The sequence below is a fragment of the Pseudomonas sp. DF5 genome, from assembly GCF_058148225.1.
In genome coordinates this window covers 88068-102887 of sequence record NZ_JBYVYM010000022.1, presented here as the reverse complement: position 1 = coordinate 102887, position 14820 = coordinate 88068, and the positions used below count along the sequence as shown (strand labels likewise).

Genomic DNA, 14820 nt, shown 5'->3' with positions numbered 1-14820 from the left:
ACTGGCAAAACTCCTGTGCCTATGGGGCGTCGCCATGATAAACCGCATAACTGAAATGATCTTCAGCGAATACCCGCCAACAGCGTTCGGGCCGTTTCCTTCAGCGGTTCGTCGCCTTCCTTGAGCAACTCGTTCAGCAGCTCGATAGCACTGTCCAGATCGCCGTCGTCGATGCAGGTCTGGGCCTGTTCGAGTTTGCCCGCGCTGCTTGGCCCGGCCGGTTCAAGATCGATCAATTCAGCATTCAGTGGTTCAAGCTCCAGCGACTGCCCGGATTCGCTGAACTCGTTGAGAAAGGTCTCGTCCAGAGATTGCGAGTCAGGTTCGGCGACCCATTCAAGCTCGGGCTCGTCCAGTGTCGGCTCGTCGGGTATTTCGAAGACGTCCGGCAACACATGCAAATTCGAAGTGAACCCGGGCTCGTCCGCCGCCGGCTCATTCGACGGTTTGGTGCTGGGCGGTGAGTTGTCGAAGGGGCTGATCAGGTCCCAGTTTGCATCCATCGACAGGTCGTCGAGGTTCAACTGGAACTCATCGCCAGGTGCCGCTTCGGGAGCGGCTACCGTCGGTGGAGCCACCGCTACGGCAGCGACCGCCGGTGCGACGGCGTCGATCAGTTTCGGATGGCGAGCGCGAATGTCCTGAAGTTGCTGTGTGTCAAACCCGGCCTCACGCAGGTTACTTTCCTGCGCGTCATACGCTTGCACGTCACCCTGCTTACCAAGAACCTCCAGCAGCTGTACGGCCAGATCGGTGCGCTGGGGTTCCTTGACCAACGCCTCTCGCAACAAACCGGCAGCTTCGGCTAAACGGCCATAGGCGAGGTAGATACTCACCCCTTCCAGCACGTCGCCTGCGGCAGTCTCATCAGCCGAGCCGCCTAGCGATTGCGCCTGGGTGGCTGACCTGGCCGGATCTGCTGTGCGGTTGAGCACCGATTCATGACGTGACGGTTGCACGGGCAACGGCTCGGGCAAGGCCTGAACCTGCTGTCGTTGACGGCGAATGAACACTACCAGCAACCCCAGGGCCACTAACGACAGCAACCCGATGATCAGCGGCCAATGGGATGCTTCGGACGTCTCGACAACCACCGGAACCGGCGCCGGCACCTCGGGTGCGGCGGGCGCCGCCGACGCCTGTTTGACTTCCGTCAGTTGGGTTTGCAACTCAGCCACCTGTTTTTTCTGAACGGCGATCTGCTCGTCCTGCGCCTGCAGCTTCGCATTGAGTTCATCAATGGTCTTTTGCAACTGCTGGTTTTGCAGCACGCTGGTGGCCAGTTGTTCGGCAACAGGATCATTCGCCGGCGTGGCGGCTGGTTTATCGACATCAGGCTTGGGTGCCGAACTATTCACCGCAGGTGGCGGTGCAACAGCCGGTTCAACGGACGGGAACGCGGAATCCTGAGGGCTCGGCGCGGGGTCGTCGTTGACAGGAACGATCCCAGGTGAACCTGGCGGATCGATCAGCACGGTGTACTCGCGCAGCAAACGCCCGTTGGGCTGATTGAGCTGCACCAGAAAATTCAGAAAGGGTTCCTTGACCGGTTTACTGGACGTCACCCGGATCAGGTTGCGGTTGCCCCGCAGGATCGGCGTGAACTTCAGGTTATTGAGAAAGAACACCCGCTCGACACCGGCGCGGCTGAATTCTTCCGCCGTCGCCAGGCTGACCGACAGCTCGCCCTCCTCCAGCCCCCCGACATCCAGCAGGGCGATATCAGCGCTGAACGGCTGGTTGAGCGCCGAATGCTGGGTGATGTCGCCCAACCCTAGCGCAGGAGCCAATGCCGAGTATGTGACAGCACCACCAACCAGCAACAGCCTGGCGCAACACCGCAATACGATTTGCCAACTCTCGAGCATGAGCATCCCTTAATAACCAGAACCAACCTGTACGTGTTCGCACATCCGGTACGAACACGATATTGCCTAGTAGTTCTTTATAGTCTGCCCAACGGGGTATCTCAAAAGTCCGACGCGTGGTTGTGCCTCAAGATTTTTCCAGGTTGGCCAGGATGTGCCCGTGGACCCGCATGCAGACCTTCAAATCCGCCTCATCAACGCCTTCGAACAATTCGTGGCGCAGTTGCGTGGCAATGGTTTCAATTTGTTCGATCAAGGGGCGGGCCGGGGCACAGAGGACGATTTTTTTCGCCCGACGGTCTTCCAGCACCGATTGGCGTTGCACCAGGCCCTGACTTTCCAGGCTGTCGAGCAGTCGAGCCAGGGTAGGCCCTTCGACGCCGACGCTTTGCGCCAGTTCACGCTGGGTGGGAGCATCATCGAAACGCGCCAGGTGCAGCAGCACCAGCCAGCGCGCCTGGGACAGACCCAGGCCAGCCAGCCGGCGGTCCAGTTCGGCACGCCAGCCCCGAGACATCTGGGCCAGTTGCATGCCAAAGCGGTGTTGATCGGTTAACGGCATAAAACACTCATGGTTAGACTGAAATAGAGAAAAACTAATTATTAGTCAGCTAAGCATGACCTTTGGCTATAGGCAAGGTTTGCTCTGTACTGAATCGTTACATCTGCGCGACAGATCATTCAAATTTCGAATTCCGACTGCAGCGCGGCACGTACGCAATACAAAACGCCTTCCGGCACCCGCCCTGCGAACAACGCGGCGATCTCCGCCACCGGCGGCAACTCGCCTTCACCGTCGAGGAAGGCGTCCTGAACTTCGCCCATCAACTCTTCGGGCAGGTCCAGCGCCTGTTCCAGTGACAGCTGCTGCTTGCCGATGGCCTCGGCGAGCATCGTGTAGACGTTCTTTTCCGAGCATTGCAGCTGACCGGCGATCTGCAGCGGTGTCATACCGGCCCGGGCCAGGGTGATCAGCTCGTGGCGCACGTCGGCCACCACCTTCGGCGCCTCGACCTGGCCACCGAGCACTTCGAGGAAGGCCTCGCCGTAACGTTCCAGCTTGCGTGCGCCGACACCGCTCACCGTGGCCATTTCCGCCAGCGAGGTCGGCTGGCTGCGGAGCATTTCCAGCAGCGTCGAGTCGGGGAAGATGACGTACGGCGGCACGCCATGTTCTTCGGCCAGTTTGCGGCGCAAGGCGCGCAGGGCTTCCCACTGTTCGCGCTCCTCGAAACGAACCAGTTGGCTCGCCTGGCTCTTGCTGCTTTTGGCGGTTGTTTGCGGCTTGAGGTCGCGGCGCAGCTCCAGGGTCACTTCGCCCTTGAGCAACGGTCGGCAGGTATCACTCAGGCGCAGCCCGCCGTAACCTTCAAGGTCAATGTCCGCCAGCCCGCGAGCCACCAGTTGTCGGAACAAGGAGCGCCATTCACTTTCGCCCAGCGCTTTGCCTACGCCGTATACCGACAAATGCTGATGACCGAAGCTGCGGATCTTTTCGTTGTCCTTGCCCAGCAACACGTCCACCAGATGGCCGACGCCATAGCGCTGGCCAGTACGGTAGATCGCCGACAGCGCCTGGCGGGCCGGCTCGGTGGCGTCCCAGGTCTGCACGCCGTCGACGCAGTTGTCGCAGTGGCCGCAGGGCTCGGGCATGTCTTCGTCGAAGTACGCGAGCAGGGTCTGGCGGCGGCAACGGGTTTCTTCGCAAAGTGAGAGCATGGCGTCGAGCTTGTGCTGCTCCAGACGCTTGTGGCGTTCGTCGCCTTCGGAGTTTTGCAGCATCTGCTTGAGCATCACCACGTCTTGCAAGCCATACGCCATCCAGGCATCCGCTGGCAGGCCGTCACGCCCGCCGCGACCGGTTTCCTGGTAATACGCTTCAAGGGATTTCGGCAAGTCGAGGTGAGCCACAAAACGCACGTTGGGCTTGTCGATGCCCATGCCGAACGCCACGGTGGCGACCATGATCAGGCCTTCCTCGTTGAGGAAGCGTTTTTGGTGATGCGCCCGGGTTTCGTTGGCCAGACCGGCGTGGTACGGCAGCGCCGGGAAGCCTTGCTCACTGAGGAACACCGCCACTTCGTCGACCTTTTTGCGCGACAGGCAATAAACGATGCCGGCATCGCTGCGCCGCTCGGCGAGGAACGCCAGCAACTGCTTGCGCGGTTGCTCCTTGGGCACGATGCGATAAAAAATGTTGGGGCGGTCGAAACTCGACAGAAAACGCTCGGCATCCTGCAAATGCAGGCGATCGACGATTTCTTCCCGGGTGCGCTTGTCAGCGGTGGCGGTCAGGGCGATGCGCGGAACGCTGGGGAACAGTTCAGCCAATTGACCCAGTTGCAGGTATTCGCGGCGGAAATCGTGCCCCCATTGGGACACGCAGTGCGCTTCGTCGATGGCGAACAGGGCGATTTCGAGGCTTTGCAGGAAGGCCAGCATCCGTGGCTGCACCAGGCGCTCGGGCGCCAGGTAGAGCATTTTCACCTCGCCGCGCTTGATCCGTGCAGCAAGATCACGCTGCTGCTCGGCGCTGAGGGTGGAGTTCAACGACGCCGCGGCGACGCCCAGCTCTTCGAGGGTGGCGACCTGATCGTCCATCAGCGCGATCAGCGGCGACACCACCACCGCCAAGCCTTCGCGCAGCAGCGCCGGCACCTGGAAGCACAAGGACTTGCCGCCCCCGGTAGGCATCAGCACCAGGGCGTCGCCGCCACTGGCCACGCGCTCAATGATTGCACCCTGACGGCCACGGAAACTGTCGTAGCCGAAGATGTCCTTGAGGACGCGTTGAGCCTGTTCGAGCATAAAAACTCCAAAAATCACCGAAACATCCCTGCAAGGCTGGTTCAGAACCACGAAAGCTGCACAAACAAATCGTAAGTACGCATTGCATGACGCTGCATATTTCAGCCGTGACGCCAGCAGGGCATCACAAAACGCGCGAGTATACCCGAGCCCTCCCCTGCAAAGGGCGCCGCTGATAAGACGCACGCAAGCCAACCGCGGGAGCAAATATGCCGCGCGGCTGGCCTGAGCGCTCAAGAAGGCCTAGAATTCCCGCATCGTATATTCCCCAAGGTAGCCCTTTAATGTCCTTCGCTGAGCAACTAACCCGCCTGCAAGTCTTCCTCGACGCCGACGAGCTGCATGACGAGGCGCTGGACTATGTGGCCGCCCACGGCTACCTCACTGCGCTGTCGATCTGTTCCGAAAGCGTTCCCGACCGAGAGTGGATCGACGCTCTGTTCGCCGAAGAGCCGCATTACGCCGACGACACCGAGCGTGAAGCGATCGAATCCACCCTGGTGCTGCTCAAGGCTCACATCGCCCGCCAACTGGCGTCCGACGAAGAGTTCGAGCTGCCGTGCGATCTCGACCTGGGCGACGACCCGGACGATTCCGACCTGCGCGGCTGGTGCATCGGTTTCATGGAAGGCGTGTTCCTGCGCGAAGCCGCCTGGTTCGAAACCGCCGAAGACGAAGTCAGTGAAATGCTGCTGCCGATCATGGTGGGTTCGGGTCTGTTCGACGAACAGCCTGAGTTCTCCGACATCGCGGCCGACGCCAACCTGATGGACGACATGATCGTGCAAATCCCGGAAGCCCTGACCGCGCTGTACTTGCTGTGCAACGCGCCAGACGAAAAGCCGGCGATCCTCAAGCCACGTCACCACTAAGGTTTTGCCTATGGACAAACCCATAGGCAACCGCCCCCTGATGTTGCGCTACGTGCTGCTGGCCATCGGCTGGCTAAGCGTAGTGCTGGGGGTGATCGGGATTTTCCTGCCGGTGCTGCCCACCACACCGTTCCTGCTGTTGGCGGCAGCCTGCTTCGCCCGCAGTTCGCCGCGTTTCTATCACTGGCTGGTTGAACATCCACGGCTTGGCCCCTGGATTCGCGACTATCTGGACGGCAACGGCATTCCGCTCAAGGGCAAGGTCTACACCATCGGGTTGATGTGGACGAGCATCCTGCTCTCCTGCTACCTGGTGCCCCTGCCGTGGGCGCGCGGGTTCATGCTGACCAGCGCGGTGCTGGTGACGGTTTATATCCTCAAACAGAAAACCCTGCATAAGCCCTGATCCCCCTCTGTGGCTCGAGGCTTTTGTGGCGAGGGAGCTTGCTCCCTCGCCACAAGAAACAACCCGCCGACATCCTTTCGTCCGACGACCTGCCCTCCCTCGCCGTAAACACCACCTAGACTTCAGACATCTGCACCCGAGCAGCCAGACATGTCCCGCAGTCTGCGTAGTCCAGGATGGTCAACGCTCCGACTTCGGTTCGGCGGATGGCTGTTGCTGGCGAGTTTTCTGCTGGCTGGGTTGGGCAGTGTCTGGGCCGACTGGGATTTTGCGCAGGTTCTGCAAACGGCCGAAAAACGCTACGGCCCCCTTGGCGAGGCCCGGGGACGGATTGAGGCCTGGAGCCAAATGCTGCAAAGCGAACGCAACCAGCCTGAGCGCGAACAGCTGAACGCGGTTAATCACTTCTTCAATCAGCAATTGAGTTTTCAGGATGACACGCGCATCTGGCATCAGACCGACTACTGGGCCACGCCCGTGGAGTCCTTGATCAAAGCCGCAGGCGACTGTGAAGACTACGCCCTGGCGAAATATTTCAGTCTGCGTCACCTCGGTATTCCCAGCGAAAAGCTGCGCATCACCTACGTCAAGGCCCTGAGCCAGAACCAGGCGCACATGGTGCTGACCTTCTACAGCAGCCCCACGGCCGATCCACTGGTGCTGGACAACCTGATCGACGAGATCCGCCCCGCCTCCCAACGCAAAGACTTGCTGCCGGTGTACGCCTTCAACGCCGAAGGCCTGTACTTGCCGGGGGCCAATGGTGGCAAACGCAGCAGCGACTCGAAAAAGCTGTCGCGCTGGCAAGACGTATTGAAAAAGATGCAAACCGAAGGGTTCGCCGTGGGCGAAGGCTAGCCGCCTTGCAAGGAGTGTTTTCATGTCACTGCGCAAACAGTTGTTCCTCGCCATTTGCCTGTTCTTGCTGGTGGCCTTCAGCGGCAGCTTTTTTGTCAGCCTGGAAAGCTCTCGCGAACAGATGCTCAGCCAGTTGCGCTCCCACGCCCAGGATGCCGCCACGGCGCTGGGCTTGTCGTTGACTGCGCAGATCGACGACCCGGCGATGATCGAATTGATGGTCAGCTCGATTTTCGACAGCGGCTATTTCAGCAGCATCCGAGTCATCAACATCGAGAATGAACAAGTGCTGGTGGAGCGCAGTGCACCGGCCAAAATCGAGGGTGTTCCTGGTTGGTTTGTCGATCTGGTGAACCTGCGCCCACAAGGTGGCGATGCGCTGGTCTCGCGTGGCTGGGACCAGGCAGCCCGGGTCGAAGTGCTGAGCAACCCGCAGTTCGCCCTGGCCAAACTCTGGGACAGCACCCTTGGCAGCCTGATCTGGCTGTTGATTTGTGGATTGCTCAGCGCCGTGTTTGGTGGCTGGCTGTTGCGCCGGCAACTGCGGCCGCTCGACAACATGGTCAAACAGGCGGAAGCCATCAGTAAACGCGAGTTCCGCAGTCTGCCGAAACTGCCGCGCACGCCGGAGCTCAAACGCGTGGTGCTGGCCATGAACCAGATGGTCGAAAAACTCAAAGCGCTATTCGCCGAAGAGGCCGCGCGCAGCGAAAAACTGCGGTCCGAATCCTATCAGGACAATCTCACGGGCCTGGCCAACCGGCGCTTGCTGGATGAACAACTGGCCGACCAATTACTGGAGTCCGAACAAAGCCGCGACGGTCATTTGTTGATGCTGCGGATCAACGACCTGATCGGCCTCAATCAACGTTTGGGCGGCCAGCGCACCGATGCCCTGATCAGCGCCGTCGGCGAATTGCTCAAGCGCCTGACGCAACCTGCGGAACGTCGCACCTGGCTCGCGGCGCGCAATCGCGGCGGCGAATTCAGCTTGCTGACCCCAGGCCTGGACAGTAAGGAGGCCGCACGCCTGGCCTCCGAAATCAGCGCCACCCTGGAAAACCTGCGCCTGACCGGCGCCAGCGACTGCATGCCCGTGGCGCACCTGGGCGTGGTCGCCTATCACCCAGGCGAACCGGCGAACGATGTGCTGCTGCGCCTCGATCAGGCGTTGACACAGGCCCGGCAACATCCCGAGCGGCCGTGGACATACCAGGCCGAGGCCGACACTGCGTCGAATCACTCTCAGCATGATTGGCGCAACTGGATCGACGACGCGCTGACCGAGGGCAAGATGCAGTTGTATTTCCAACCGGTGGTGCAATGCGCCGACACCAGTCAGGTGCTGCACCACAAAGTCCTCGCGCGCTTGCTCGACCCGCAAGGCGAGGCCGTTGCCGCCGGGCATTTCCTGCCGTGGATCGAACGCCTCGGCTGGTCGGCGCGGTTCGATCTGGCGATGCTCGAAACCACCCTCGAATACCTCGCCGCCAACCGCTGGCCGCTCGCGCTGAGCCTGTCCGGCAGCACCCTGCGCGACCAGACCCAGTTGAAACTGATCTGCGACATACTCCAATCATTGCCGGAACTGGCGCCTCTGCTGACCCTGGAAATCGACGAACGCCAACTGCCGCCCCCCGAAGAACTGCAACGCCTGAGCCACAGCCTGCTCAAAACCGGTTACCGCATCGGTCTGCAGCATTTCGGCGGCAGCTTCAGCCAGATCGGCAACCTGACTCAACTGGGGTTGGCGTACTTGAAAATCGATGGGGCGTACATTCGGGGTATCGATGAGCAGAGTGATAAGCGGTTGTTTATCGATGCGATATACCGGGCGACCAACAGCATCGATCTGCCGTTGATTGCGGAAATGGTCGAGACCAAAGGGGAACTGGAGGTGATTCGGGAGTTGGGGTTGTTTGGGGTGATGGGGCGGTTGATCGGGCCGCCGGAGCCGATGTAGTTTTACAGCGCTCTATGTCCATGGTGTTCACCTGTTTTCATTCACAGTAGAATCCGCGCCATATATGTTCCCCGGAAACATCACCTCTGCCGCAGCCTGGCATCGGTCCACATGGAGGAAAGTCTGTGAAACTGATCAGGCTGGAGCTGGAAAACTATCGCTGTTTCCCCACATTAACACTCGAACTGGATGCCCAGCTGACCTTGCTGGTTGCTCGAAATGGTCAAGGCAAGACCAGCCTGTTGGATGCGATCAAGGTTGCGTTGTGGCCCTATGTTCGTGGTTTTGATCTTGGCAGCGCTACCAACGATCTTACGGGAATACATCCTGACGATGTTTTTCTGCGCCCTGTTACAGCGCATCAGATGGAACCTTCACTTCCCGCGTGCCTGACCGCCCAGGCTGTATTCCAGAATGAGGAATTACGCTGGTCACGCCGACGGGAAAGCATCCGCAAAGGGACGCAAACTCGTGGCGACGCTGGGGCCTCCCGGCTGGAAGCCTCCGCTCATGTACTGGAAGCCCTGATTTTCAACAGTGCTGTAAAAGACCAATTACCTCCAACCTTACCCGTCCTTGCTTACTACGGCACCGGCCGACTCTGGAGTCAGAAAAAACTGACCGCGGCTTTTGAAAAGGCCGAAAACGCAGAGTTTTCCAGAACCTATGGTTATCGTGACTGCCTGGACCCGGCCTCCAGTTATAAACATTTTGCCAAATGGTACACACGAATTTTCCGCAGTTATCGTGAAGAACAGATTCGTAATATTGAGCGCGGAAAGCTAAGTATCGATGTAAAAGACGAGTTTGCGCACCCAGTGCTAGCGGTACAAACCGCAGTGAATGCTGTCCTGGCCACCCAAACTGGCTGGAGGGACCTGGCTTATAGCAGTGAGTTCGCCGATCTGGTGCTCGAACACCCAGTTCACGGAATATTGAAGGTCAGCCAGCTCAGTGACGGTATTCGCAATATTGTCGCTCTGGCTGCCGATATCGCGTACCGCTGCGTCAAACTCAATCCGCACCTAGGCATCATCGCCCCTCGCGAAAGCACTGGAGTCGTGTTGATTGACGAAGTCGACATGCACCTTCACCCCGCGTGGCAGCAAACCGTCATACCTGACTTGCTCGGGGCTTTCCCGTGTATTCAATTCATAGTGAGCACCCACAGTCCGCAGGTCATTACTTCAGTACCGGCACACTGTATCCGCGTACTGCAAACCGCAACCGATGAGAAGGGACGGCGGGTCATCGTGAGTAATGTGGATCAACAGACTCAGGGCGTTGCCAGCTCGCAAGTGCTCGCTAATGTCATGGATATAGATCCAACACCCGACAATGAGCCCGCGCAAAAACTGAGTGCGTACATGGCGCTTATCCAGCAGGACCTTCATGAATCAGCAGAGGGTCAGGTTTTGCGCAAGTACCTGGATGAGCATTTCGGCACTCAACATCCCAACATGCTCGATTGCCACCGGCTGATCAGGCTGGAAACGTTCAAACGTAAACAGCTGACAAGACAGTAAGACGAAGGAGTCGGTTACATGCGTAAGCTTGTTCGGGGTGAAGGACCGCATTGCCTCACCCGTTACAGACATGGATTGCACCGGTGGTCGCAGGAGTCGCCGACACCGGATGAACGTGCGCAGATCTGGCAACAACTCAACGTCATGCAGGATGTCCGCTGTGCTTACTGCGAAGCCGATATCAGTAAACCTGGCCATTCACATCTAGAACATTTCCTTCAGCGAGACAGACACCCTCAAGGCACATTCGACTGGAGTAATCTGTTTGGCTCATGTAATCGGGAGGAGTCTTGCGGAAAATTCAAGGACCGCTGCGGCGTTTATGAACCCCGCGTCTTACTCAAGCCCGATGAGGACAACCCTGACGATTATTTCATTTTCGTCAACGACGGCACCATTACACCGCGCGCAAATCTGGATGTCCGGCTACACCAGAGAGCGGTCGAAACCTTGCGCATCTTCAATCTGAATGCTGAAAACGGTGCACTGCGCGAAATAAGACGTGAAGCGGTACGAGGCTATCTAAAAACTGCCGAGGCGCTTCAAGAAATGTTTTTGGAAGATCCGGAAAATGAAGATCTTCAGCTTTTCCTTGAGGCTGAAATTCTGGAAACCGCCTACCTGCCGTTTGCGACAGCGATCCGCCACACATTATCAGTAGCCCTTTAACCCGCAGACGTTCCAAGCTCATGTGCTGAGGCCAAAGGGGAACTGGAGGTGATTCGGGAGTTGGAGTTGTTTGGGGTAACGGGGCGGTTGATTGGGCCGCCGGAGTTATGTGACGCCGGACGACCGTTCGTCTTAAACTTGAGTTGGCCTATCAGATCTGACAGTAGCCAGACGCTGACACTATCGTTTTAATCCCTCTGTATCGGTGCCGTCCGTCCCGGAGTTTCAGGCACTTCATATGGAAGGTGCGCATTCATGAACAGCCCAATCGCTACTCCCGACACGGCCTCCAATCAACAAGAAGTTGTATTCCCACCCGAGAACGGCGGCATAGGTCTGTTTGCAATCAGCCCCCCTCTTGTCATAGGTCACAAACCACAGCATGACGGGGCTCAAGGGATCAACATAAATATGGTGGAGAGCGATGTTGAGGGCCTGTTGGCTTATCTCTTTCCATACTTGGAAATGACCCGTGGCGACAAGGTTGACGTTTACCTCGGAGACGAGATCGTTCCAGTCGCGAATATCAAAGTCAAAGACGAGCATTTCGATGATCAAGGGGAGGCGAAACCCATCCCTTTCCATATTTCGATGGATGATATGAAATCCACGTTCCCCCCCTTGCAGCCCAAGAACAGGAAATGCTGGTTCAAGATTGAGAGATTGAGTGGCAACTCCGAAGAATCGCCGCGAACCTCGCTCTGTTTCCTTAACCCGGAACCGGGTGAACAGGATCCTGACCCCGCCATGCCCTACAACCAGGGCCTCAATCGGGTTGAATGCTCGGAAACCATTATCGACAAGACGGTGGTTGCTGAAGGCTTGTCTCTGACCGTGCGGGAGTATTTCAATCAATCCGTCGGTGACAAAGTGGTCATCGTACTCGGCCCCTTACGCTGGGAAATCACCATCACCGCGCTCGGTGATGTAGTCATTGATGTGACACCGGAAGAACTCGCCTCCTTGCCTGCCACCAACACACTTTTAACGCGTTGGATGGTCATCGACCGGGTGCATAACTCCAGCGGATGGTCGGACGCGCTCAGCATCGTGTTCAAACCCTTGATTACACTGCTGATTGCGCCAATCTTCGAACTGGCTGATGAGAACGATGTGGTCCATCACGAAAAACTGGTGGGCGCCCCCCTGCCGATACTGATCACTGGAAGATTTGCGCTTAACGACATTATCAAACTGAAACTCGCAGGTTTTACAAAGGCAGGTGAGGCGGTCAGTCACACCTATACCCGAACGGTGTCGCTCGCCAGCAGATCCGAGACGTTCGACGTCGAAAACTGGCGGGTACAAAACGTAATCGATGGCAGTCTTTGTGCCGACTATGAATTGATCAAGGCTGGCACGTCACAGTTCTCGAAACCCGCCAATGCCACGGTCTCCGGCGAGGCTCAGCCATTGGGCCTGCCAATTGTCGAACCGCTGGTGGACAACAAAGTACCGGTCGACACCGACATGGCCACGGTGCGGGTCGCCGATTACTGGCCCTTGAAACAAGGCGCGGTTGTCAAACTTTACTGGCAAACCACCGATCAAGGCGGAATTCCGGCACTGTTCATTTTCCGGCAGATCGTTATCAACCCGACACAACCCATCATTTTCCAGGTGCCTGCCAAATACATCGCCCCTTACGCCAGTACTCCTTTGGCCGTGTACTGCTCGGTGACCAACCAGGGTGAGGTGGAGGTGTTCTCCAATTTGCTGCAGTTGATGTTTGGCGATGCGGCACAGATTGTATTAGAGCCACCGTTTCCGGTTCCGCCAGCCACTCGCACGATCGACTCGCTGGGTGCTCTCCCGACGGTACGGGTCGAGTTCCTGGCGGCGATTGCTGAAGACAAGGCGAGGCTGGTGGAAAGAAGAGCGCCGGACGGCTCACCACCCTTCCCGCTTACCCTTCTGAACCAGGACAAGCGCGCCAACTTTGTGCTGAACAGGGAGTTTCTTGTAGCCCGCCAGGGCACGTCGTTTCAGTTGCACTGGAACTTGAACCGTGATGGGGAAAGAGTCGCGTCCTCGGAATCATTGGCTTTGACGGTCAAGCCGATTGCCGCCGAAGATCCGCGGCTTCCAACACCGGAGATTGAAGGGACAAAAACAAAACTGGACGTAACAACTCTGCTGCCCACCACTATTCTCATCGTGGCTGAATGGCTGGGTCAGGTCAGTAAACTACCGGTATGGTTGCGTTATGAGGAAGTTATCGACGGGAGCACCGCCGACTATTATGACGACCGTGTCGGTGAGCCACACCAAGGGCCTGGCCTGAAGCGCCTGGTGCCATTGGAATGGTTGAAAGCACGTAAAGACGGGAGTACGTTGAAAGTCAGCTTTTGGGTGAATCTGGATGGGAAGTTGGATTTTGCGACAGCGACGCTTTTTCCAGTAAAAACTTATGAAGTCGTTAATATCAGGCAAGGTTTTGAAGACTGGGAAGGGGAAAAACAACAGCAGTTCCCACCAAATCAACCTATAACATTTAATAGTGGTTTGACGGTAACTACGTTAAGAGTTGCAAGCAACAATAGCTATTCCGCCTTGCAAATCTTCACTCCTCCAGACCCACTTCTGGGAAAAATATCATTTTTAGCTCACTACAACTCGTCCGTTCGATTTAGCTGGAGCAACATTAAAGTCATCTCTGTCGAATTTGTACACCTACACAACTCCACACCAGGAAATAAAATAACATTCTATGATTTGAACAATAAGTACCTTGACTATATGCTTATTCCATTATCTGACAACTTCGCAAAACTTCTAGCATACAAACCACCAGCCGGACAATTTATTGGATCATTTGTATGGGAAGGTGTCACAGAAAATGACTCTGGCATTTGGATCGACAATATAAAATGGACATACACTTAGAGTACAAAGCTGATAGAACTATTTATACCAAAATGGTACGTATTTATTGACCTCTCCTTTCTATCTTCCGACATCTGAGTAAGCATAATCGGCGATATTTAAAAGACATCTCCAGACACTCACTAACAGCATCGATTTGCCTTTGATTGCGGAGACAATAGAGACCGAAAGAGGGTTCGACCGCTCGTCTTAAACCTATAAACACCTGTCAGATCTGACAGTAGTCAGCCGTTCCCGTCTGGTGTGTGATAAGCCCGCGTCCCGAGAAAACTCAGGGCTTGTCACCTGGCACGGCGCCGATCGCCCACACACTGTTCACCGACACGTTCCGCGAGGCGGGCGACAACCCGAAAGCGGTGGCCGAGTTCTATGTCATCGATCAGTTGGACAACCGGGTCAAATCCCCGGAAAAACGCCTGGACATCCACCTTGACCGCGTCGAACTCGAGAAGGCGATACTTCGGGAAATCCCGACCGAAAACAATGACGCCCCAGCCATTGTCGATCTGGCCAAGTTGAACGGCGGGCCGTTGTGGGCCTTGGGGTTGGGTCCAATCCGCATGGCATCGTGGTCAGCCGGGACGGCACTCGCATTTATACCGTCAGGACAGATGTCAGTCTGCTCGTGGTGATCGATGCCCGTACCCATGCAGTCATTCACAACATCCCAATCGGACTTGGCGCATGGCAATTGGCACTCAGTCCGGATGGCAAGTCTCTCTGTGCTAGTGAGTGGGATAACGGCAAGGCCATCGTGATAGTCGATACCACGACCTTTAGCGTCCGTCGCATCCCGGCCGGCCGCGACTCTGCAGGTGTAGCCTTCAGCTCGGACAGCACTCGCATCTATATCTGCAATTACACGGACAACAATGTTTGGGTCGTCGGGAATTAATGAGGCAGACCACGACAAGTCTAGAACCAGCCGTTTGGAACGACGGATGGGGATTGGTGAGCTGGCGGT

11 protein-coding genes are annotated in these 14820 nt (G+C 57.2%); 8 read left to right on the top strand and 3 right to left on the bottom strand.

The features are described 5' to 3' along the window. Positions 1 to 62 precede the first annotated feature (62 nt). The 3 genes from AC30D7_RS20140 to recQ form a co-directional block, all read right to left on the bottom strand. Positions 63 to 1868: a motility hub landmark protein FimV gene (locus tag AC30D7_RS20140; RefSeq protein ID WP_490135227.1), complete on the bottom strand. Its 1806-nt coding sequence runs from the start codon at positions 1866 to 1868 to the stop codon at positions 63 to 65. Between the two features lie 127 nt (positions 1869 to 1995). Beyond that, positions 1996 to 2430: a MarR family transcriptional regulator gene (locus AC30D7_RS20135; RefSeq protein WP_007895007.1), complete on the bottom strand. Its 435-nt coding sequence runs from the start codon at positions 2428 to 2430 to the stop codon at positions 1996 to 1998. A 119-nt stretch (positions 2431 to 2549) separates the two neighbouring features. After that, the gene (gene recQ / locus AC30D7_RS20130) at positions 2550 to 4676 is read right to left on the bottom strand and encodes a DNA helicase RecQ (protein WP_490135226.1); all 2127 of its coding nucleotides are present in this window, start codon (positions 4674 to 4676) and stop codon (positions 2550 to 2552) included. 284 nt (positions 4677 to 4960) lie between these two features. On the opposite strand from recQ, the gene AC30D7_RS20125 reads away from it, so the two are divergent. From AC30D7_RS20125 to AC30D7_RS20090, 8 genes are all read left to right on the top strand, one after another. After that, positions 4961 to 5548 carry a UPF0149 family protein gene (locus AC30D7_RS20125; RefSeq protein WP_007938492.1) on the top strand — a complete coding sequence of 196 codons (588 nt, stop codon included), beginning with the start codon at positions 4961 to 4963 and terminating at the stop codon, positions 5546 to 5548. A gap of 10 nt (positions 5549 to 5558) precedes the next feature. Next, positions 5559 to 5954 (top strand): YbaN family protein, encoded by a 396-nt coding sequence (locus AC30D7_RS20120; RefSeq protein ID WP_490135225.1) that lies wholly within the window; start codon positions 5559 to 5561, stop codon positions 5952 to 5954. Positions 5955 to 6104: 150 nt separating this feature from the next. Next, complete coding sequence (gene lapG, locus AC30D7_RS20115) at positions 6105 to 6812, top strand: cysteine protease LapG (RefSeq protein ID WP_490135224.1); 708 nt, start codon at positions 6105 to 6107, stop codon at positions 6810 to 6812. Positions 6813 to 6834: 22 nt separating this feature from the next. Further along, complete coding sequence (gene lapD, locus AC30D7_RS20110) at positions 6835 to 8775, top strand: cyclic di-GMP receptor LapD (protein WP_490135223.1); 1941 nt, start codon at positions 6835 to 6837, stop codon at positions 8773 to 8775. A gap of 125 nt (positions 8776 to 8900) precedes the next feature. Then, positions 8901 to 10301 (top strand): AAA family ATPase, encoded by a 1401-nt coding sequence (locus tag AC30D7_RS20105; RefSeq protein ID WP_490135222.1) that lies wholly within the window; start codon positions 8901 to 8903, stop codon positions 10299 to 10301. 18 nt (positions 10302 to 10319) lie between these two features. Further along, entirely contained in the window at positions 10320 to 10970 is a 651-nt protein-coding gene (gene ptuB / locus AC30D7_RS20100) for a retron Ec78 anti-phage system effector HNH endonuclease PtuB (RefSeq protein WP_490135221.1), read from the top strand. A 255-nt stretch (positions 10971 to 11225) separates the two neighbouring features. Next, positions 11226 to 13856: a hypothetical protein gene (locus AC30D7_RS20095; RefSeq protein WP_490135220.1), complete on the top strand. Its 2631-nt coding sequence runs from the start codon at positions 11226 to 11228 to the stop codon at positions 13854 to 13856. A gap of 278 nt (positions 13857 to 14134) precedes the next feature. Then, positions 14135 to 14488, top strand: coding sequence for a hypothetical protein (locus tag AC30D7_RS20090; protein WP_490135219.1), 354 nt, complete (start codon positions 14135 to 14137; stop codon positions 14486 to 14488). Positions 14489 to 14820: the final 332 nt, after the last annotated feature.

Excerpts from the sequence above, each read along its gene's own strand:
- AC30D7_RS20135 (WP_007895007.1), bottom strand. The coding sequence starts at position 2,430 with ATGCCGTTAACCGATCAACACCGCTTTGGCATGCAACTGGCCCAGATG.
- lapD (WP_490135223.1), top strand. The coding sequence starts at position 6,835 with ATGTCACTGCGCAAACAGTTGTTCCTCGCCATTTGCCTGTTCTTGCTG.
- recQ (WP_490135226.1), bottom strand. The coding sequence starts at position 4,676 with ATGCTCGAACAGGCTCAACGCGTCCTCAAGGACATCTTCGGCTACGAC.
- ptuB (WP_490135221.1), top strand. The coding sequence starts at position 10,320 with ATGCGTAAGCTTGTTCGGGGTGAAGGACCGCATTGCCTCACCCGTTAC.
- AC30D7_RS20125 (WP_007938492.1), top strand. The coding sequence starts at position 4,961 with ATGTCCTTCGCTGAGCAACTAACCCGCCTGCAAGTCTTCCTCGACGCC.
- AC30D7_RS20095 (WP_490135220.1), top strand. The coding sequence starts at position 11,226 with ATGAACAGCCCAATCGCTACTCCCGACACGGCCTCCAATCAACAAGAA.
- lapG (WP_490135224.1), top strand. The coding sequence starts at position 6,105 with ATGTCCCGCAGTCTGCGTAGTCCAGGATGGTCAACGCTCCGACTTCGG.
- AC30D7_RS20120 (WP_490135225.1), top strand. The coding sequence starts at position 5,559 with ATGGACAAACCCATAGGCAACCGCCCCCTGATGTTGCGCTACGTGCTG.
- AC30D7_RS20140 (WP_490135227.1), bottom strand. The coding sequence starts at position 1,868 with ATGCTCGAGAGTTGGCAAATCGTATTGCGGTGTTGCGCCAGGCTGTTG.